The sequence below is a fragment of the Thalassospira indica genome (assembly GCF_003403095.1).
In the GTDB taxonomy this organism is placed as follows: domain Bacteria; phylum Pseudomonadota; class Alphaproteobacteria; order Rhodospirillales; family Thalassospiraceae; genus Thalassospira; species Thalassospira indica.
In genome coordinates this window covers 1,453,901-1,473,152 of the sequence record NZ_CP031555.1, presented here as the reverse complement: position 1 = coordinate 1,473,152, position 19,252 = coordinate 1,453,901, and the positions used below count along the sequence as shown (strand labels likewise).

The window sequence follows — 19,252 nt, the reverse complement described above, 5'->3', positions numbered from 1 at the left end:
AACGGCCGTCCCGATGGGGCGGCCGTTTTGCTTTGAGCATTTCGGGTTTGGCTTATCCGCCGTGTCTCATCTGTTTAACCGGGAAGCGCAACTCGGTCGCAGCCCAGATCACAACACACAGGACCGACACCCCCGCGCCAAGAACCACCACGGCAGGCCAGCCGCCCATGCCATAGGCAATGGCCGAACTGGCGGAGCCACAGGCACCCCCAAGGAAATAACTGGCCATATAGCCCGTGGTCAGACGGCTGCGGGCCTCAGGGTTGAGGCGATAGACTTCACTCTGGTTTGAGATATGCGCCCCCTGAATGCCCAGATCGATCAGCACCACACCAAGCGTAAAAGCAATCAGCGACCATTGCCCCCAATACAGCAGCCCCCAGCTTGATACGGTGGTCATCAGGAAAGCACCGGTGCTGAGCCGCGCCCAACCCCTGTCGGCGAGCTTTCCGGCAATGCGGGCCGCCAGGATACCGATTGCGCCAATCAGGCCATAAAGCCCGATCACCGCTTCGGACATGCCATATTGGCGCACCAGCATGAACGCCATCGAGGTCCAGAAAATCCCGAACACAGCATATTGCAATCCGCCAATCAGGCTGCGGCGGCGCAAGACCGGTTCATCACGAAACAGATGCAGGATCGAAAGATACAGCGTGCGGTAACTGGTATGCGAGGTCGGCGGGATATGCGGAATGATCCGGTAACACGCCACCGCATAAATCGCCATCAGGACCGAGGCGGCAATAAACACCGACCGCCATCCGGCAAGCTCTGCCATGATGCCCGAAAACGTCCGGGCCAGAAGAATGCCCAGCAACAGGCCACTCATCACCGCCCCCACCGCCGATCCACGCTTGTCATCCGTCGCCAGGTGGGCAGCGAGCGGCACAAGGATTTGTGCAGTCACACAGGTGATCCCGACCGAAATACTAAACACCACCAACATCAAAAATGACGGTGCCAGCCCCATCGCCAGTAACCCGAGCGCGGTCAGGGCCGAGGTCACGGTTAACAATTTGCGCCGTTCATGATGATCACCCAGCGGCACCACAGCAATCAACCCGGTCAGATAGCCAAGCTGCGCCACCGTCACCAAGAAACCGGCACTGGTTTCACTCAGCCCATATTCGCGGGCAAGCAGTTCCAGCAATGGCTGAACATAATAAAGACTGGCAACGGACAGGCCGCTTCCGACCGCCATAAAGATCAGGAGGCCGGTCGTCAGGGTGGGCTTGGAATGCATTCTCAGATGGGCCTTGAACGGGTTGGTGGTGGGTTTACGATAGCCGCCAAATCAGAGACTTACAATGCAGTGCCTGACACAGGTGCCGTGCCGACGCGGCATCGGCTGCCCCCGCAACGCACAGCAGCCATTCGCAAAACACCCTGCTTTACGCTGGATTTCAAAGGCCGATCTGTTTAATTCTGGCCTTTAAAACTTTAAACCAGATATGAGCATATCGGAATGTCGGACTATATTGATATCGCCCCCGAGGTCGCAGAGGCCTTTGCCGCAGGCAAGCCTGTTGTTGCCCTTGAATCAACCATCATTTCCCATGGCATGCCCTATCCGCAGAACCTGGAAACCGCACGTGCGGTTGAACAGGATGTGCGCGATAACGGTGCGATCCCGGCCACCATCGCCGTAATCGGCGGTCGTTGCAAAATCGGGCTTTCACCCGAGGAACTGGAATATTTCGCCAAGGGAACCGACATTCTTAAACTGTCGCGCCGTGACATCCCCTATTGCCTTGCCAAGAAACGTGACGGCGCCACCACCGTATCAGCAACCATGATCCTGGCGGAAAAGGCTGGCATTCGCGTCTTTGCCACCGGCGGTATTGGCGGGGTGCATCGTGACCTTGCCGGTAATTTCGATGTTTCGGCCGATTTGACCGAACTTGGCAAAACCAGTGTTGCGGTTGTCTGCGCCGGGGCCAAGGCGATCCTTGATATCCCCAAAACGCTTGAACATCTTGAAACGCTTGGCGTGCCGGTTATTGCCTATGGCACCGATGAATTCCCGGCATTCTATTCGGTTGAAAGCGGTCAGAAGGCGCCGCTTCGCCTTGATACCCCCGAAGAACTTGCCGCTTTCCTCAATTCGAAATGGGAATTCGGCCTTGAGGGTGGCGCCGTCATTGGCAACCCGCCAGAAGCCGACAAGGCACTGGCGCGTGAAGCCATCGAAGGGGCAATTGAAGACGCCCTGATCGAGGCCAAGGAAAAAGGCATTCAGGGGCGCGATGTGACCCCGTTCCTGCTGGCCCGCGTCACCGAGTTGACCAAGGGCAAAAGCCTTGAAGCCAACATCGCGCTTGTGCGCAACAACGCCCGCCTTGGTGCGAAAATTGCCGCTGCCATGGTCGACTGATCGGCACAGGGCATCCCTTAAAGACCAAAAGAAACAGGCTGGCCAATCTGCCAGCCTGTTTTGCGTTTAACCGCGCTGATATCCTTTGCCCTCAAACCCGGGCTTGATGCGCGCATCATCAACCGGTGCGCCCCACGTCGTTGTGCATGGCAAGACACCGGCCCAGACAGACCAGTCATAGTCTTCATCGTCATCGACCGGATCCCCGGCACGGACCTTTGCCGAAACCTGGTCCAGATCAAAGCCCAGGAACATGGTCGCCTTGAGTTCCTGTTTGTTGGGATGACGGATGTGATCCCACCGCCCCGGCTCCAGTTTTTCGGTAAACAGTCGGGAATGTTCCATCTTTTCGGCGTCATCACTCACCACCGTTCCTTTGCCATAAATAACGACCGAGCGGTAATTGGCCGAATGATGAAACGCCGAACGGGCCATCACCAGACCATCCAAGTGGGTGATGCACAGACACGCCTCTGCCCCATCGGCAATGGCCGCGAGAATACGGTTCTTTGACGCGCCGTGGATGTAAATGCGTTCCCCCACCCGCCAATGGGCGGTCGGGATCATTGCCGGGCGACCATTGACCACGGTGCCAACGTGACAAATCAACGCGTCATCAATGATGTCGTGGATTTGTGTAAGGTTATAACTGGCGCGATTAGGGCCCCGGACGACTTTGGTGTGGGGATGGACTTCATATTGATCAGACATGGCGGCTCATATTCAAACTGGTGACAAAACTGGCCCGATCATGGATCAAATTGGACTTTTCAAAAGGTCCATTATAATAAAATTGATAGAACCAATTTGATCGAGGCACCATGCCCCATGACACGCAGTGATTATAGCTGGATTTATCCCAGCCAGTTCGGGAATGCAGAGGACCCGGGTGAAACGACCGCCTATCGTCGCCTCTATCACGGCATCAGATCGGCAATTCTTGATGGCCGCTTGCATCCGGGCGAACGCCTTCCGGCCAGTCGGGATCTGGCCAAATCACTTGGTATTTCGCGCAATACGGTGGTGACCAGCTTCGATCTGCTGACATCGGAAGGCTATCTTGAAACCCGGGTCGGCGCCGGAAGTTTTGTCGCCAGCAGCCTACCCGACCGGGATATGCAGACAGACGACAACGGCACGAACAAAAAATCCCAGACGGCAAATGACCGCCCGATACGCCTTAGTCAAAGTGCCCAGCGCATGCTGACCTATCAGCGCCGCTTTGCGCGCTTTCGGGTGGCGCGGCCATTTAACCCGGCAACACCCGATCTGGATGCATTTCCATTTGATCTTTGGGCGCGGCTGTTGCGCCGGTCTTGGCGGGCGCCGGATATTGATCTGACCATTCCTGATGATCCGCTTGGATTGCCGTTGCTGCGTTCTGAAATTGCCAAATGGCTTCGGCAATCACGCGGGGTGAATTGCAATGCCGATCAGGTGATGATTGTTTCGGGCGCGCAGCAGGCGCTTGACCTTGCCGCACGTGCCCTTGTCGATCCCGGCGATATCATCGCCACCGAAGACCCGGGCTATGAGGGCATTCGGGGCGTTCTGGCGTCAAGTGGTGCTGTGGTTCAGCCGATTACGGTTGATGAGGATGGGCTCGACATCGAAGGCCTTGCCCAAACGCTTTCCCCGGCCCGGATCGTGGTCACCACACCATCGCGTAACTATCCATTGGGTACGACGCTTTCGCTTGCCCGGCGCCTCGCCCTTTTGCAGTGGGCGCAGGATAATGATGCCTGGATTGTCGAGGATGACTATGACAGCGAGTATCGCTATGACGGGCCGCCGCTGTCATCCCTGCAAGGACTGGATACCGACAATCGGGTGATTTATGTCGGCACGTTTTCGCGCGTACTGTTTCCCGGTATCCGGCTTGGTTACCTTGTGTTGCCGCCGGCACTGGTTCCGGCCTTTCGCGGCATTCGCGGTTTTGCTGATGGTGTTCCGGCACCGACAACACAGGCAACCCTTGGCGCCTTTTTCGCCGAGGGGCATTTTGGCAGTCACGTCCGGAAAATGCGCCTGCGCTACGGCGAACGGCGTTCGCACCTTAAGAACCTGATCACGGCGGACGCATCCGATATTCTGTCGGTAATGCCTTCGGACGGGGGATTGCATCTTTGTGCCCGTTTGATCGGGGATCAGGACGACATAGAAATGCAGGAAGCCTTGGTGAAGGCGGACCTTGATTGTCGTGCATTATCTTCGTATTTCCACGATCCCCGGTCAAAAAGTGGGCCGGAACCCGTGTGCGGTCTTGTGCTTGGTTTCGCCGGATGGAAAAAAGATGTGCTTTCGGAAAGTTTCAGTGAACTGGTCAGAACCATCAGACGTAAGTCTTGATGTACCCCGAGCCAGAGAGAGCGGCATGACTTCCCTCTAGATGCTGTCACAGTCGTGACGCTCTCTCCCCTCCGGCTTACAATCCCCCCGAAATGCGCCAAAAAAACACAGGAAGACAGATGACCGAACGCACGATCGCCGTGATGTGGTTTCGAAACGACCTTCGACTGGCGGACAATCCGGCCCTTTTGGCAGCCGTCAAATGGGCCAAGGAACATGACGGTGCTGTCCTTCCAGTTTTCATCCTGGATGACGTGATTTCGGATCAATTGGGTGGCGCGACGAAATGGTGGCTGGAAAAAAGCCTGACCGCGCTGAACCGCGATATCGCCGGTCTTGGCGACACAAAGTCTGATCGCGCCCTTCGCCTGTTTAAGGGGGAAGCAAAAACCGTTCTGGAAACCCTTGCCGATGACAAACCGGTCAAGGCGGTGTTCTGGAACCGGCTTTATGACAATCCATCGACCAAGCGCGATACCGACATCAAGGCAGCCCTTCAGGACCACGGCCTGACCTGCGAAAGTCACAAGGCCAACCTTTTGTTTGAACCGTGGGACGTTAAAACCGGATCAGGCACCGATTTCAAGGTCTATAGCCCGTTCTGGCGGGCCTGCCAGAAGCTCCCCACCCCGCGCGAACCAAAGTCCGCCCCAGAAAGCCTTGCGTTATTCAAGGGCGAGGTTGATGGACAAATCAACATCACAGACTTTGACCTGTCGCCAAAGCCGGTGAATTGGGCCGGCGGCCTTGAGGAGCGTTTCACCCCGGGCGAACAGGGTGCCAAAGATCAACTTTTTGAGTTTATCGATGATCGTCTTACCGATTATACCGATATGCGCGATCGCCCGGACCGCCGGGTAACGTCGGAGCTCTCGCCGCATTTGCGCTTTGGTGAAATCAGCCCCTATCAGGTCTGGCATGCAGCCAACCACTATGCCGATGCCAACCCGGGCAAGGGCAAGACCGCCTCGAAATTCATCGCCGAACTTGGCTGGCGGGAATTCGCCCATCACATCCTGTATCATGGAACCGATCTGCGTTCTGTGCCACTTCAGGGCCAGTTCAAGCATTTCCCGTGGTCAGATGACGCAAAGGGCCTTCGCGCTTGGCAAAAAGGCCAGACAGGTTTTCCGATTGTCGATGCCGGCATGCGCGAACTTTGGCATACGGGCTATATGCATAACCGGGTGCGGATGATTGTCGGTTCGATCCTAGTAAAACACCTTTTGATCCATTGGCGCGATGGTCTGGCGTGGTTTGACGACACGCTTGTTGATGCCTGCCCGGCCAACAATCCGTTTTCATGGCAATGGATCGGCGGCTGCGGGGCCGATGCGGCCCCCTATTTCCGCATTTTCAACCCGGTGCTTCAGGGCGAAAAATTTGATCCGAAGGGCGAGTATGTCCGCCAATGGGTACCGGAACTGCGTGACATGCCCGAACAATATATCCACAAACCGTGGGAGGCCTCCCCGCTCATCCTCAAGGCCGCTGGCGTAACGTTGGGGAAAACCTACCCCGAGCCCCTGATAGGGCTCAAGGAAGGCCGCGAGCGGGCTCTTGAAGCCTATCAGGATATGAAAAAGGCTGCCGGGTGATCCCGACAGCCTTTCGCGTTACCGGTGCACCCGGTGCCTATTTCCAGAAAACCTTCTGATCGATGAAATCGTGCATGGCGTCTTCGATGCCCTCAAGACGATGATCGGCACGTGCGCCGAACCAGCCCGATATCAGACCGACCGCAATCATCCCGTCTTTTGAAAGCTGTGGTGCAAGTGCCATCAAACGGGCCTCGGCAACGGCGGCGTCCTGAAGCTGGCCCAGGATTTCCTGCATCGTCGTCAATTTGCTGCGGAACTTCTTGACCTTTTTCGAACCGTAAATGGCCCCGAAGAACTCCGTCCCATAGCGCATCTGTTTGACATCAAGACGAAGCGCATGAAGCTGTGGCGTTGTCAGACCCGCAACGTGATCACCGCGTTTGGTGACCCGTTTATAGGCCTGCTCCAAAAGCGGTTCGGCCATTTCCGAAACCGGTGCGGCCATCGCCTTCATTTGCGCGGCACTGGCTCCTGATGCCCAGCGCGAATAGCTTGCCCATGCGCCAAGCAGCAAAAGCAACTGCCCGTATTCCGGCTGATCGAGCATGTGCCGTGCGTTGGCAAGGGCGGCTTCGCGTTGCTTTTCAGCGGCCTTGCGCAGCTCCGCCACACCCGCGTGATCGGGGAAGCGTTCCTCGATCATTGGCAGAGTCTCGGTCAGGAACACATCCCAATCGCGCAGGCCATCAAGCCCCTTGCTGCACAGTTTCAACAACCGGCGCAGCAATACGGCCTCGCCCGCGGGCAGGTTTTTCTTAAACAGGTTCAGGGCCACGCGCAGGCGGCGCATGCCCACCCGCATCTGATGGCAGCCTTCGATATCAAGGTCCTGACGCACACAGACTTCGTTGCTGAGGATCATACGAAGCCCTTGCGCGATCACGGCACGAAACGCGGTTTCCGCCGACATATCCGGGGTAAGCTGTACTGCGGCGGCACGATAGGCACCCGGCCCATTGCCAAGATACAGGTCACGTCCGCGCGACGCCTTGGACCGCATGCTCAGTAACAGCGGCACGGTGCGTTGCAGCTCGAGTGCAAGGTCAAAAAGGGCCGCCGGATGGCCTTCCTTGAGCTCGAACTCGACCTCGGAGATCGGCACTTCCTTCTCCCCAGATCGGACAACACCCTGATCGATGGCAAGCTCAATCACTGCATCGCGATAGGTCAGATCCACTGCCCCGCGTTTAAGATCGCTTTCGAAAATGCGGTCGATCTTCTTTTTCTTCACAAACTTCTTAAGAAGCTTTTTGACGTCCTTGTCGGTAAACCGATCAAGATCAAGAACACCTTCCTCAAGCTCGACCGTCCATTCATTACGCTCGGGCAGGGCCTCACGCAGGCCGTTGGTCGCCTTGATGGTCTGCTCCCAACCAGTCGCGCCCTTCTTGCGCAGACGAACCGCCAGGCCCTTTTCAGCCAGCGAGAGTTTCGGCGTGTCATGATAGATGGAGGCAAGGTGCGTGGTCACCAGACGACGACCTTCCTTGACCTCGCGCAGGACCGGCGCGTTTTTAAGACGCGCGACATGTTTCGGATCGATGCGAAGTTTGAGTTCGATCTCGATCTGCTTCTCGGCCATCTGGTTCCCCTAAGCGAGTTATTGTCACAGCGCGACGTCGCGCTGTTCCGCCACCAAGTAGTAACCAATTTTATGTTTCAGCGGTTTGAAACAAGAAGCGGGAATGATGGTAGCGGAATGTAAGATTTTCGCAACAAAAGGCAGAAACGCCCCCAAAATCAAGCCTTAAAAGACCGATCAGCATTTTGCACAACCCTCTGTTTTCATTTGAAAACAAATAGGGGCAATCAGGTTCACTTGATGCAGGTTGCTTGCACATACCTTGCGCATTCACCCCTGACACAGACCCTTTCAAGTCGTTGATGCAAGGGCGATTCTGAACGGTTGCACCGTCATATATTGATAACAGTTTCGCACCGTTTGCGAATTGCGTTTTGTCAGTTACAGTCTGTTCAAATTCAATCTGCCAGAGGGCGAAGATGCTTAGCCGTAGCCACACTTTCAAGACCGCCCTGATCATGGGGATTGCCATGCTGATCAGCGGCTGCAAAACGACAACCACCGCAACCGCCCCTGAAATCAGCTATGACGCCTGGCAGGCCAAACAATCGGCATCGACCGTGCCCTATAGCACCAACACCATGGTCAAAATCAATCTGAACTGGTCGCGCATCGGGCCGTTTTCGCGTTATGACACCTGGGTTCGGGCCAATGCCTTTGGCGGGATGTTTGATGTTTATGGCGCGCAGACCTGCCTTGGCAAATTTGTCCGCGATGATCGACTGGCCCCTGCCCATGGCTGGTGGGAACTGATCTGCCAGGATGACAGCTATGCTGCTGGGAAATTCCAGCTGACCCAACAGAGAAGCATTCTGGGCATCGGCAATGCGATCAATGGCGAGAAGGTCGGGTTTGACCTGCCGATCCCGAATTAAATCGAACGGTAGATGAGATGAAAAAACAAAAAACCCGGCCAGAAGGCCGGGTTTTTTTGGCTACCGAAAGATGGTGCCCAGGGGCGGACTCGAACCACCGACACGCGGATTTTCAGTCCACTGCTCTACCAACTGAGCTACCTGGGCAAATCCGACTTTCGTCTCCGTTTCCGGAGTGTTCCCTGCGGAACGAGCGGGGTTATACAAACTCCTTTGGGGCTTGTCCAGCCTCAAATCGCATTTTTTTTGCGATCGCGCGTCGGATTAAAATTCTTCTTCATCTTCAAGGTCTTCGAGATACTCGGGCGGCTCAGCGGCGGGGATGGCGTAGCTTTCATTCATCCATTTGCCAAGGTCGAGATCCGCACAGCGTTTGGAGCAAAACGGCGTGTATTTTTCATCAGCCGGTTTGCCACAAACCACGCAGTCGGAGCTGGCTGTTTTCGTTATCTTTTTTTCATTCATGGTGGTTTTTCTCCAACCGATAGGCATCGTCTTCAAGGGTCGGGTCCGCGACAATTTTCGGCGTACCCCCAAATGCATTTGTCAGGATCTGGATCGCATCTGCCTGATCCGCAAGTGCCTTCGCCACAACAGGGTTTACGGACAGTTTAACCATCCCGGTCACCCCGTTTCGGCTTTCGGCAACAACGGCGCGCAAAACGACATTGAGCGCGGCATCACGCAAAAGAGGGGTGTGTTCCTGTTTGGCAAACAGCGTGGCACGAAGCGATTCGCCCGCCCGTTGGCGACTGAACTCATAAAGCCCCAATCGCGTGAAGCCACCAATCTGTACCGCACCATCAAGCTCGCTGCCAAAGGCATCACGGATAGCGATATCGAACTTGTCACGCCCTGCCCGTGATTTCATGCGAAGCGGATCAATCACCACAAGACCACCGATGTTGCGCAGGCGGATTTGATGCACGATTTCGGCTGCGGCCCGAAGGTTGACTTCGACCGCACGGGTTTCGCTATCACGCCCGGCATCTGCCCCGGCGGCATTGACGTCAATGGCACAAAGTGCGATTGCCGGGTCAATCGCAATCCACCCCCCACCCTGCAACTCGACATGCGGCCCCAAGGCAGCGGCAATTTCGTCGTCGATATCCTGATCATTGAACAACAGCCGGCTGCCGACATGGCGCGCAAGATTGTCATCCGACTTACCCAGCATCGTCAGCAATCCACGCAACCGCACGAATTCGTTTGTGCCATCGACAACGCATGCACCACCCGCCATCAGATGCCGTTCGATCACCTGATCGGTTTCTGATTGTGCCTTGCTAACCAGTTGCGGCTTCGATGCCTCGGACAGGGCCTTTTCGGCCTTTTGCAATTGTGATTTCAGAAGTTTGTATTCGGCGGTGATGGCATCACGCGTCCAGTCGAGTGCGACGGAACGCAGCATGATCCCGTCGTGGCCGGCCTGAAGAGAGCTTAGCAATTCATGAAGTTCGGTGCGCCGGTCCCCGTCCTTAAGCTTGCGCGGCAACTCGATATGGTTGACCCCCGGTCGCAGGATCATGCCAACACCTTCAATCGCGATCCGGCCGGTAAGTTTCACGCCCTTGTCGTCAAAACCAAGGCGGGCGATTTGCACCAGAACCCACTGCCCTTCATGCAGCGGGCCGTTATAGCGATCAAACGGCAAAAGCCCATCAGGCAACCCGTCAAGCGCAACCATGGCGGCGGCCATTTCGGGCATCATTTTGGAAACACGGCCAAGATGGATATCAAATCTTGCGGGACCGCCGCGATCAATCCATAGACGCGTCAGGCGGTCATTTTCGATCAGGGCAACCCTGCGCTCAAGCGCAACGGCATCAATCAGCAGGCGGGAGTTATGAGTGCCGCCAACTGCCATGATCAAACCTCTTTGGGGTGATAGCCAAGACCGCGCAAAAGACCGTCCACCTCGCACAGCGACAGCCCGACAACGTTGGAGTACGATCCCGAGATCGCCTTCACAAAGGTCGCGGCAAAGCCCTGAATGGCGTATGCCCCAGCCTTGCCCTGCCACTCGTCATGGGCAAGATAACGCTTCAGGTCATCAGAACCAAGGGTTCGGAATTTTACCTGTGTTTCGATCACGCGCGATCGTTCGGTCCCGTCCGGGGCAATTACACACATGCCGCCATAAACACGGTGGCGACGCCCGGAAAGCAATTCAAGGAACTTGCGTGCCTCGGCCGCGTCTTCGGCCTTGCCCAGTGCACGCCGGCCACAGGCAACAACCGTGTCCGCGGCAAGCACAAAGGCCCCGCCGTTGGATTTGGCAACAAAACGCGCCTTTTCCTCGGCAAGGCGCAGCGCCAGCCGACGAGGACTTTCATCGCGCATGGGTGTTTCATCGATATCTGCGGGAACGACCTGATCTGGCACAATTCCGATCTGCGCAAGCAGCTCAAGACGGCGCGGCGATGCAGATGCCAATATCAGTTTCGACAAGATGTGGCTCCCGGATATCCGTCCCAAACCATTCCGACCAGAAATGTGATAAATGCTCACATTTCGAAGCAGGCAGCAAAATGCACCCTGACGGCAAGGGTAAACGCCCCGCCAGACAAGGTCAATTTGCGCTTGGTCGTGGTTTCAGATTACTTGAAACGGAAGGTAATACGACCTTTGGTCAGGTCATAAGGGGTCATTTCGACGCTGACACGGTCACCGGCGAGAACGCGGATACGGTTCTTGCGCATTTTGCCCGAGGTGTGGGCAAGGATTTCGTGGTCATTGTCCAGCTTCACGCGAAACATCGCATTGGGCAGAAGTTCAACGACAGTGCCCTGAAACTCGATAACGTCTTCTTTAGCCATGTGACTCCTAGCTTTCGTATTGCAATATCAAAATACCGGTGGGCGGCAAACTGCTCTGAACCGGGCAAAAGGTCAAGTCCTTTCACGTGTCAGGCGTGGCGTTACAGCACTGCGTTAAACGAATGGCGACGTATCTGTGCTGCCAAATCGTGTGGAATAAGGATTGCGCGAAAAGAACCGGGTCAGCCCTTTTCGAATGCCGGTATGCGCCCTAAGATGCCGTTATCTTTCCGGCCTTTCATGAAAGCTCCCGCATGACCAATCCTCATACCATTGAAATACGCCTTGCAGAACGCGATGACGCACCGGCACTCCATGCCATGATTTGCGAAATCGGCAAGGCAACAGGATGTGCGGATAAAATTGCGAGCACGCCCGAAGATCTGGCGCGGGATGGCTTTGGCAAAGACCGCGCGTTTGACGCGCTGATTGCGATTGCCGATGACACGCCGATTGCCATGTGCCTGTTTTTCCCAAGCTATTCGACATTCCGCGGACGGCCCGGGCTTTATATTCAGGACCTTTATGTCGCACCAAGCCATCGCGGCGGCGGCTTTGCCAAACGTCTGGTGGCTGCGGTCGCCAAACATGCCCGTGCACACGGCAAATCCTATATCCGCCTGTCGGTCGATGCGGAAAACATAATTGGCCAGCGGTTTTACGAAAAACTTGGCATGCGCCATGCCGAGGACGAGAATATCTATGTACTTGATGGTGCTGCGTTCAAAGTCCTCAGCAGCGCGGATTAAGCCAAGCAATCACATGGTGGGGGCAGGACCGACCGGGAAGCGATCAAGGATGCGTTTCTTGATCTGGTCGCGCACCTGACGGTAAGCCTCAAGGCGTATCTCACGCGAGCCTTCGACGATTGTCGCATCAAAGGTATTCCAGAATTCGACGTCACAGGCCATGGTGCGGGTCATTTCGACCGCACGGTGCTGGGCCTCGGGAGACATCGTGATGATCAGATCAAAGAAGCCGTCTTCAAGCTGATCAAAGGTTTTGGAATTGTATGAGGAAATATCAAGACCGATTTCCTCCATCACCGCGACGGCAAAGCCATCAAGCTCACCGGCACGCACCCCGCAACTTTCAACATAAATCCGGGTCCCGTGATAGTGACGCATCAAGGCAGCAGCCATCACCGAACGCACGGCATTATAGCTGCAGGCAAAAAGAACCGAGCCGGGGAGTTCTTCTGCCACCGTGCCTTAACCCCGGATGTGAAGGACACAAATCAACGTGAACAGGCGACGCGCGGTATTTTCATCAATCGTCACCTTGTCGGCCAGAAGCTCTCGCAATTGTTCGGAGCCCTCGTTGTGAAGACCGCGCCTCGCCATATCGATGGTTTCGATCTGCGCGGCACTGGCCTTTTTGATGGCGTCATAATAGCTTTCGCAGATCATGAAATAGTCTTTGACGATCCGGCGGAACGGCGACAGCGGCACGGGAATGGTCGTCAGGTTTTCGGTATCATCATCGCCACGCACATCCATATAGATGCGATTTTCCTCGATGCGCATATGCACCGAATACGGACCTTCGAAACCGCCAGCCGGTTCGAAATGGTTTTCTTCGAGAAGGTCATAGATCGCCACCGCCTGCTCATGCTCGACCTCAGGACGGCGTCTTACCTTGTATTTCTCGTCAAGATAGATACCGGCAATACACTGGTTTTCTGCCATGGCTCTCTCGCTCCGGTCCCTTCACACGCTGCATTGCAACAGCTTACATCTGGTTTGAACGGATCGCTACCGAAAGTCCATGTGCCTGCAGACCTTCGCTTTCTGCAAGGGCGATTGCCGCCGGGCCGATTTTTGCCAGACTTTCGGGTGTGCACTTGATCAGCGACGAACGCTTGATGAAGTCCAAAACCCCAAGGCCGGACGAGAAACGCGCCGAGCGGGCCGTCGGCAGAACATGGTTCGGGCCGGCAACATAATCGCCGATGGCCTCTGGGGTATAACGGCCCAGGAAAATCGCACCGGCATGATGAATGTCTTCTGCCAGTGCGTCCGGGTCGTCCACCGCCAATTCAAGATGTTCCGGTGCGATCCGATCCACAAGGGCCGGAGCCTGCGACAGATTTTCGACCAAAACAATTGCACCAAAGTCGCGCCAGCTTGCCCCGGCGATTTCTGCACGCGGCAGTTTTTCAAGATGCTTATCGATTGCGACCTGCACGTGATCGGCAAATTCCGCGTCGTCAGTTATCAGGATCGATTGCGCGACCGGGTCATGTTCGGCCTGCGACAACAGATCTGCTGCCACCCAGCTTGGATCGTTGCTGCCATCGGCAACCACCAGAATTTCCGAAGGGCCCGCAATCATATCAATGCCGACCTGACCAAAGACACGGCGTTTGGCCGCGGCAACAAACGCATTGCCCGGACCGACGATCTTGTCGACAGGCTTGATGGTTTCGGTGCCATAGGCAAGGGCCGCAATCGCCTGCGCCCCGCCAATGCGGTAAATCTCGTCCACACCGGCAATTCGGGCTGCAGCCAGAACCAGCGGGTTCATTTTATTATCCGGGGTAGGCACCACCATAACAAGGCGTTCGACACCGGCAACCTTGGCCGGAATGGCATTCATCAGAACCGATGACGGATAGGATGCCAGACCGCCGGGAACATAAAGCCCGGCTGCGGACACCGCACGCCAGCGCCAGCCAAGCTCAACACCGCTTTCATCGGTATAGCGTTCATCGGCCGGCATCTGCTTTTCGTGGTAGGCACGAATGCGCTTTGCCGCCAATTCCAGCGATTTGAGAAGGTCTGCATCAATTTCGGCAACCGCTGCATCGACCTCGGCCGCGCTCACCGCCATGCCGGATGCGTCGATACCGAGACGATCAAATCGGTTGGTGTAGTCACAAACGGCTTCGTCACCGCGATTACGCACATCGGCGATAATATCGGCAACGGCCGCATCAACATCGGCATCCGATTCGCGTTTCATGCCCAGAAGCTTGACGAAATCTTCTTCGAAGCTGGCGTCAGTAATCGAAAGCTTAAGCGGCATTGAGCACCTCGGAAAAACGGTCGATCCAGGGCTGGATATCGGTCGGGCGGGTTTTCAGCGCAGCACGGTTGACGATCAGGCGCGACGTCACATCGGCAACATGTTCGATTTCACGCAGACCATTGGCCTTAAGAGTATTACCCGTCGACACAAGGTCGACGATACGGCGGCACAGACCAAGTGTTGGTGCCAGTTCCATCGCGCCGTTCAGCTTGATGCATTCGGCCTGTACGCCACGTTTGGCAAAATGGGTGCGGGTGATGTTGGGATACTTGGTTGCCACCCGGACATGCGACCAGCGCGACGGATCATCGCCTTCGATCATTTCTTCGGGTTCGGCAACGGCAATCCGGCAATGCCCGATATTTAGATCCAGCGGCGCATAGATATCCGGATAATCAAATTCCATCAGGACGTCATTGCCGCAGACACCGATATGGGCCGCGCCAAAGGCGACGAAGGTTGCTACGTCAAAGCTGCGCACACGGATGATATCGATATGCGGATGGTTGGTGGCGAAACGAAGCGCACGGGATTTCGGATCATCAAATGCCGCTTCCGGTTCGATCCCTGCGGATCGTACCAGTGGCATCACCTCGTCAAGAATGCGCCCCTTTGGCAGGGCAAGCACCAGCTTTTCGTCACTCATCAATCAGTCGCCTTACGCGTTTTTCAGTTATCCGGAAGCCTTATATCAGGCCGGAACCCGGACACGTTCGATCTGCGCCCCGCAGGAGCTCAGTTTTTCTTCAAGCCGCTCATAACCGCGGTCCAGATGGTAGACACGGTTAATAACCGTCTCGCCCTCGGCTGCCAAGCCTGCAAGCACCATGGAGACAGATGCACGCAGATCGGTGGCCATGACTTCGGCCCCCGAAAGCTTTGCACTGCCGCGTACAATCGCCGAACGGCCATGCACGTTGACATCAGCACCCATACGGCTGAGTTCGGGTACGTGCATGAAACGGTTTTCGAAAATGGTTTCGGTGATCATCGACGCACCATTGGCCACCGACATCAGCGCCATGAACTGGGCCTGCATGTCGGTCGGGAAGCCCGGATAAGGTTCGGTCATCACATCAACACCCTTAAGCGTCGCACGGTTGCCGCGCACCTTAAGGCCATCTTCGGTTTCTTCAACCTCGACCCCGGCTGCGCGCATCGCATCAACAAGGCTGTCGATCAATTCCATGCGGGTTCCGGTCAGCTCGATCTCGCCACCGGTGATGGCGGCGGCAATCGCATAGGTCCCGGTTTCGATACGATCCGGCACAACCGAATATTCCGCACCATGCAAGCGCGGCTTGCCGGTAACTTTGAGGGTGTCGGTTCCGATACCTTCGATCTCGGCCCCCATGGCAACAAGGCAGTGGGCCAGATCAGACACTTCGGGTTCGCGCGCGGCATTGGCAATGGTGACGACACCGTCAGCCAGCGATGCGGCCATCAGCGTGTTTTCCGTCGCGCCCACCGAAACCTGCGGGAACAGGACATGCCCGCCTTTCAGGCCGTCGGGTGCACGGGCTTCGATGTAGCCCTCGGTCAGGTGGATTTCAGCCCCCATTGCTTCCAGCGCCTTAAGATGCAGGTCAACCGGACGGTTACCAATCGCACACCCACCAGGAAGCGACACACGGGCAACACCACAGCGCGCGACAATCGGACCAAGCACCAGGACAGACGCACGCATCTTGCGCACCAGATCATAGGGTGCCGTGGTCGAGGTGATTTCCTTGGCAGTCATTTCAAGAACGCGACCGGTATGGCCACCATTGGGGGCATGCCCGTTCAGATGCAACGCCACACCATGTTGGGCCAGAAGATTAGCCATCGATGTGATATCTGCCAGATGCGGCAGGTTCGATAACGTCAGCGTTTCATCCGTCAAAAGGCTTGCTGCCATCAACGGCAAAGCCGCGTTTTTGGCACCGCCGATTGCAATTTTGCCCTGCAGCCGGCGACCACCGGAAATCTTGATCTTGTCCATTCAGTCCTCTTTGTACTGCGCGCGATGGCGCAGCGAACGCGTGTCTTGGCGTATCACCACCAGATTGTTGCCACCCCTTTATCACAGGCGCGGCAATGTGACACCTTTTTGGCCCATATATTTCCCTGCGCGATCCGCATAGGAGGTATCGCATTCACTTTCCGCCTTAAGGAAAATGAACTGACACGCCCCTTCATTGGCATAAATGCGCGCCGGAAGCGGCGTGGTGTTGGAAAATTCAAGGGTTACATGCCCTTCCCATTCGGGTTCAAGCGGCGTGACATTGACGATGATGCCGCACCGGGCATAGGTCGATTTTCCAAGGCAGATCACCAGCGTGTCGCGCGGGATGCGGAAATATTCCACCGTACGCGCGAGCGCGAAACTGTTGGGCGGGATCACGCAGACTTCGGTCTGGCGATTGACAAACCCGTCATCGGAAAATTCCTTGGGATCGACAATGGCCGAGTCGACATTGGTGAAAATCTTGAACTCGTCAGCGACGCGGGCGTCATAGCCGTACGAGCTGACACCATAGGAAATCACACCATCGCGTTTGAAACCGTCGACAAACGGTTCGATCATGCCTTTTTCCTGCGCCATCTGGCGTATCCAGTGATCCGGTCTTACCGACATAGTGCCACCCCTGTTTTTGCGAAAATCCCAACCACGTTCAGCACCCACGGTTTTACCCGCCCGCTGGCCTCAAGATCAACCAAACGATGCACGCATCCATCAAAGCGAAGGTGAAAAATGACGCGCGAGATCAGTCCTCAGATTTTTCGTCTGTAGCCGGACCTTGTGGATCGCTTTTGCGTGAGCGTTGCTGTTGCTTGCGCTTGGCCAGATTGGCACGCAGGGCTTCGGCTTCGCGTTTTAAACGTTCCTCGTTTACGGCCGGACGCATGTCAGATTTTTTGGCTGTCATGATGCAATCAAAGTTCCGTCAGATTTATGCGGGTTTGAGCGATTGGCCTGTTATAAAACAGCGCGCGAAAAATTACAGCCGATCTTGACGAAAACAGGGCGAAAAGGCCTGCGACGGGAACAATCGAAAAACTTCGCATAATTCAGGCTTGACCAATTACAGATACGTGGCCTATAACCCGCCCGCACCGCAAGGGCTCATGCTGCTGTAGCTCAGGGGTAGAGCACTCCCTTGGTAAGGGAGAGGCCGGGAGTTCAAATCTCCCCAGCAGCACCATTGCCCACCGGTACAGCCTGTTTATCGGGCTGCTGTAGCTCAGGGGTAGAGCACTCCCTTGGTAAGGGAGAGGCCGGGAGTTCAAATCTCCCCAGCAGCACCATTTTCCCAATGTATTCCAAAATAACGTTAGAAAGCCCGCATCAAAGTGATGCGAGCCTAAATGATGTTTATTTGTCTGGATATTAAGGAAAGTCGCGCACTCTAGCCGTAGAAAGCGCGATACCACTCAACAAAATTGCCGATACCGGTTTCAATCGAGGTAGCCGGCTTGAAGCCAACGGCATCGGTCAACGCATCAACATCGGCATAAGTTGCAGGCACATCACCATCCTGCATCGGCAGCATGTTTTTCTCAGCCGTCTTGCCCAGTGCCTTTTCGATCGTCTCGATCATATACATCAGCTCGACCGGGCTGTTATTGCCGATATTAAACACCCGATAGGGTGCCGAACTGGTTGCGGGATCGGGCTTGGCCGAGTTCCAGTCCGGGTTCGGTTTGGCGACGGTCGAGATGCAACGATAAACACCTTCGACGATGTCGTCGATATAGGTAAAGTCGCGACGCATCTTGCCTTCGTTAAAGACGTTGATCGGTCGCCCTTCGAGGATCGCCTTGGTAAACAGGAAGAGCGCCATGTCCGGGCGCCCCCAAGGACCATAGACGGTAAAGAAGCGAAGACCGGTCGTTGGCAGACGATAGAGATGACTGTAAGTGTGGGCCATCAGTTCGTTGGCCTTTTTTGACGCCGCATACAGGCTGATCGGGTGATCGACATTGTGATGCACGGAAAATGGCATTTCGGTATTCATGCCGTAAACCGAACTGCTTGATGCGTAGACCAGATGCTTCACATTGTTGTGGCGGCATCCTTCGAGGATATTGGTAAAACCAACAAGGTTGGCATCAATATAGGCATGCGGATTTTCAATCGAATAGCGCACCCCGGCTTGGGCCGCCAGATTGACAACATAGGTCGGCTTTTCAGTAGCGAACAGATCAGCAATGCCTTCACGATTTTCCAAGTCCATTCTGACAAACTTGTAACCCGGCTTGCCTTCCAACCGTGCGAGACGTGCCTCTTTGAGGTTGACGTCATAATAGTCATTGACGTTATCAAGTCCGACAACAGTGGTCCCCTGTTCCAGCAGTTTCAGGCAAAGATGGGAACCGATAAAACCGGCGGCACCCGTGACAAGTACCTTTTCATTGGCCGGAATGATGAAGTCGGACATGCGCGTTGGAATTCCTGATTGAAGCACAGCATGAAGCGCGCTAGGCGCCGGTTGGAAATTCGGGAATTTTGATACCAGCAAGGGTTCGGATGCGCAAGCCATCAACCATAACAATACGCCTCAGTAGCCTTCCACCTAATACCGTTTATTGCGAGCCGAGACTCTCGGTCATTTTTCTGCTATGGTGTCTTTTCG

Annotated in this window: 20 protein-coding genes and 3 tRNA genes; 7 read left to right on the top strand and 16 right to left on the bottom strand. The window is 55.6% G+C overall.

Annotation, left to right across the window (positions count from 1 at the left end; translation table 11 throughout):
* Positions 1 to 52: 52 nt before the first annotated feature.
* Positions 53 to 1,246 carry an MFS transporter gene (locus DY252_RS06915; RefSeq protein WP_064789361.1) on the bottom strand — a complete coding sequence of 398 codons (1,194 nt, stop codon included), beginning with the start codon at positions 1,244 to 1,246 and terminating at the stop codon, positions 53 to 55.
* A gap of 222 nt (positions 1,247 to 1,468) precedes the next feature.
* Between DY252_RS06915 and DY252_RS06910 the strand changes: the two genes are divergently transcribed.
* Positions 1,469 to 2,377 carry a pseudouridine-5'-phosphate glycosidase gene (locus tag DY252_RS06910; RefSeq protein WP_064789362.1) on the top strand — a complete coding sequence of 303 codons (909 nt, stop codon included), beginning with the start codon at positions 1,469 to 1,471 and terminating at the stop codon, positions 2,375 to 2,377.
* A gap of 66 nt (positions 2,378 to 2,443) precedes the next feature.
* On the opposite strand, the gene DY252_RS06905 is transcribed toward DY252_RS06910, so the two are convergent.
* Positions 2,444 to 3,088 (bottom strand): pyridoxamine 5'-phosphate oxidase family protein, encoded by a 645-nt coding sequence (locus DY252_RS06905; protein ID WP_064789363.1) that lies wholly within the window; start codon positions 3,086 to 3,088, stop codon positions 2,444 to 2,446.
* 117 nt (positions 3,089 to 3,205) lie between these two features.
* On the opposite strand from DY252_RS06905, the gene pdxR reads away from it, so the two are divergent.
* Positions 3,206 to 4,726: a MocR-like pyridoxine biosynthesis transcription factor PdxR gene (gene pdxR / locus DY252_RS06900; protein ID WP_064789364.1), complete on the top strand. Its 1,521-nt coding sequence runs from the start codon at positions 3,206 to 3,208 to the stop codon at positions 4,724 to 4,726.
* A 119-nt stretch (positions 4,727 to 4,845) separates the two neighbouring features.
* A complete protein-coding gene (locus tag DY252_RS06895) occupies positions 4,846 to 6,324 on the top strand; it encodes a cryptochrome/photolyase family protein (protein WP_064789365.1) in 1,479 nt (492 codons plus the stop codon).
* Positions 6,325 to 6,361: 37 nt separating this feature from the next.
* Here the strand turns inward: DY252_RS06895 and DY252_RS06890 are convergent, their stop codons facing one another.
* Positions 6,362 to 7,909 carry a CYTH and CHAD domain-containing protein gene (locus DY252_RS06890; RefSeq protein ID WP_064789366.1) on the bottom strand — a complete coding sequence of 516 codons (1,548 nt, stop codon included), beginning with the start codon at positions 7,907 to 7,909 and terminating at the stop codon, positions 6,362 to 6,364.
* Between the two features lie 419 nt (positions 7,910 to 8,328).
* On the opposite strand from DY252_RS06890, the gene DY252_RS06885 reads away from it, so the two are divergent.
* Positions 8,329 to 8,784, top strand: coding sequence for a hypothetical protein (locus tag DY252_RS06885; protein ID WP_129542693.1), 456 nt, complete (start codon positions 8,329 to 8,331; stop codon positions 8,782 to 8,784).
* Positions 8,785 to 8,855: 71 nt separating this feature from the next.
* On the opposite strand, the gene DY252_RS06880 is transcribed toward DY252_RS06885, so the two are convergent.
* The 5 genes from DY252_RS06880 to infA all read right to left on the bottom strand — a co-directional run bounded on the left by DY252_RS06880 (position 8,856) and on the right by infA (position 11,603).
* Positions 8,856 to 8,931 (bottom strand) — tRNA-Phe (locus DY252_RS06880).
* A 117-nt stretch (positions 8,932 to 9,048) separates the two neighbouring features.
* Positions 9,049 to 9,249 carry a DNA gyrase inhibitor YacG gene (locus DY252_RS06875; RefSeq protein ID WP_008891756.1) on the bottom strand — a complete coding sequence of 67 codons (201 nt, stop codon included), beginning with the start codon at positions 9,247 to 9,249 and terminating at the stop codon, positions 9,049 to 9,051.
* Positions 9,242 to 10,651 carry a ribonuclease E/G gene (locus DY252_RS06870; RefSeq protein ID WP_064789369.1) on the bottom strand — a complete coding sequence of 470 codons (1,410 nt, stop codon included), beginning with the start codon at positions 10,649 to 10,651 and terminating at the stop codon, positions 9,242 to 9,244. The genes DY252_RS06875 and DY252_RS06870 overlap by 8 nt, the downstream gene beginning before the upstream one ends.
* Positions 10,652 to 10,653: 2 nt before the next feature.
* Complete coding sequence (locus DY252_RS06865; RefSeq protein WP_063088910.1) at positions 10,654 to 11,235, bottom strand: Maf family protein; 582 nt, start codon at positions 11,233 to 11,235, stop codon at positions 10,654 to 10,656.
* Between the two features lie 149 nt (positions 11,236 to 11,384).
* Complete coding sequence (gene infA, locus DY252_RS06860) at positions 11,385 to 11,603, bottom strand: translation initiation factor IF-1 (RefSeq protein WP_007092059.1); 219 nt, start codon at positions 11,601 to 11,603, stop codon at positions 11,385 to 11,387.
* Positions 11,604 to 11,857: 254 nt separating this feature from the next.
* On the opposite strand from infA, the gene DY252_RS06855 reads away from it, so the two are divergent.
* Entirely contained in the window at positions 11,858 to 12,352 is a 495-nt protein-coding gene (locus DY252_RS06855) for a GNAT family N-acetyltransferase (RefSeq protein WP_064789370.1), read from the top strand.
* A gap of 9 nt (positions 12,353 to 12,361) precedes the next feature.
* Here the strand turns inward: DY252_RS06855 and DY252_RS06850 are convergent, their stop codons facing one another.
* The 7 genes from DY252_RS06850 to DY252_RS22125 all read right to left on the bottom strand — a co-directional run bounded on the left by DY252_RS06850 (position 12,362) and on the right by DY252_RS22125 (position 17,545).
* A complete protein-coding gene (locus DY252_RS06850) occupies positions 12,362 to 12,808 on the bottom strand; it encodes an arsenate reductase ArsC (RefSeq protein WP_008891760.1) in 447 nt (148 codons plus the stop codon).
* A gap of 6 nt (positions 12,809 to 12,814) precedes the next feature.
* Positions 12,815 to 13,291, bottom strand: a complete 477-nt coding sequence (locus DY252_RS06845; RefSeq protein WP_008891761.1) for a UPF0262 family protein — start codon at positions 13,289 to 13,291, stop codon at positions 12,815 to 12,817.
* A gap of 43 nt (positions 13,292 to 13,334) precedes the next feature.
* On the bottom strand, positions 13,335 to 14,630 hold the full coding sequence (gene hisD / locus DY252_RS06840; protein ID WP_064789371.1) for a histidinol dehydrogenase: 1,296 nt from the start codon (positions 14,628 to 14,630) through the stop codon (positions 13,335 to 13,337).
* Positions 14,620 to 15,279 (bottom strand): ATP phosphoribosyltransferase, encoded by a 660-nt coding sequence (gene hisG, locus DY252_RS06835; protein WP_008891763.1) that lies wholly within the window; start codon positions 15,277 to 15,279, stop codon positions 14,620 to 14,622. The genes hisD and hisG overlap by 11 nt, the downstream gene beginning before the upstream one ends.
* A 45-nt stretch (positions 15,280 to 15,324) precedes the next feature.
* A complete protein-coding gene (gene murA / locus DY252_RS06830; protein ID WP_064779536.1) occupies positions 15,325 to 16,617 on the bottom strand; it encodes a UDP-N-acetylglucosamine 1-carboxyvinyltransferase in 1,293 nt (430 codons plus the stop codon).
* 81 nt (positions 16,618 to 16,698) lie between these two features.
* Positions 16,699 to 17,253, bottom strand: coding sequence for a dCTP deaminase (gene dcd, locus DY252_RS06825; RefSeq protein WP_008891765.1), 555 nt, complete (start codon positions 17,251 to 17,253; stop codon positions 16,699 to 16,701).
* Between the two features lie 130 nt (positions 17,254 to 17,383).
* Positions 17,384 to 17,545 carry a hypothetical protein gene (locus DY252_RS22125; RefSeq protein WP_165374899.1) on the bottom strand — a complete coding sequence of 54 codons (162 nt, stop codon included), beginning with the start codon at positions 17,543 to 17,545 and terminating at the stop codon, positions 17,384 to 17,386.
* A 201-nt stretch (positions 17,546 to 17,746) separates the two neighbouring features.
* Between DY252_RS22125 and DY252_RS06820 the strand changes: the two genes are divergently transcribed.
* Positions 17,747 to 17,821 (top strand) — tRNA-Thr (locus tag DY252_RS06820).
* A gap of 28 nt (positions 17,822 to 17,849) precedes the next feature.
* Positions 17,850 to 17,924: transfer RNA gene (locus DY252_RS06815), tRNA-Thr, on the top strand.
* Between the two features lie 101 nt (positions 17,925 to 18,025).
* On the opposite strand, the gene DY252_RS06810 is transcribed toward DY252_RS06815, so the two are convergent.
* The gene (locus DY252_RS06810) at positions 18,026 to 19,057 is read right to left on the bottom strand and encodes an NAD-dependent epimerase (protein ID WP_064789372.1); all 1,032 of its coding nucleotides are present in this window, start codon (positions 19,055 to 19,057) and stop codon (positions 18,026 to 18,028) included.
* Between the last annotated feature and the right edge of the window lie 195 nt (positions 19,058 to 19,252).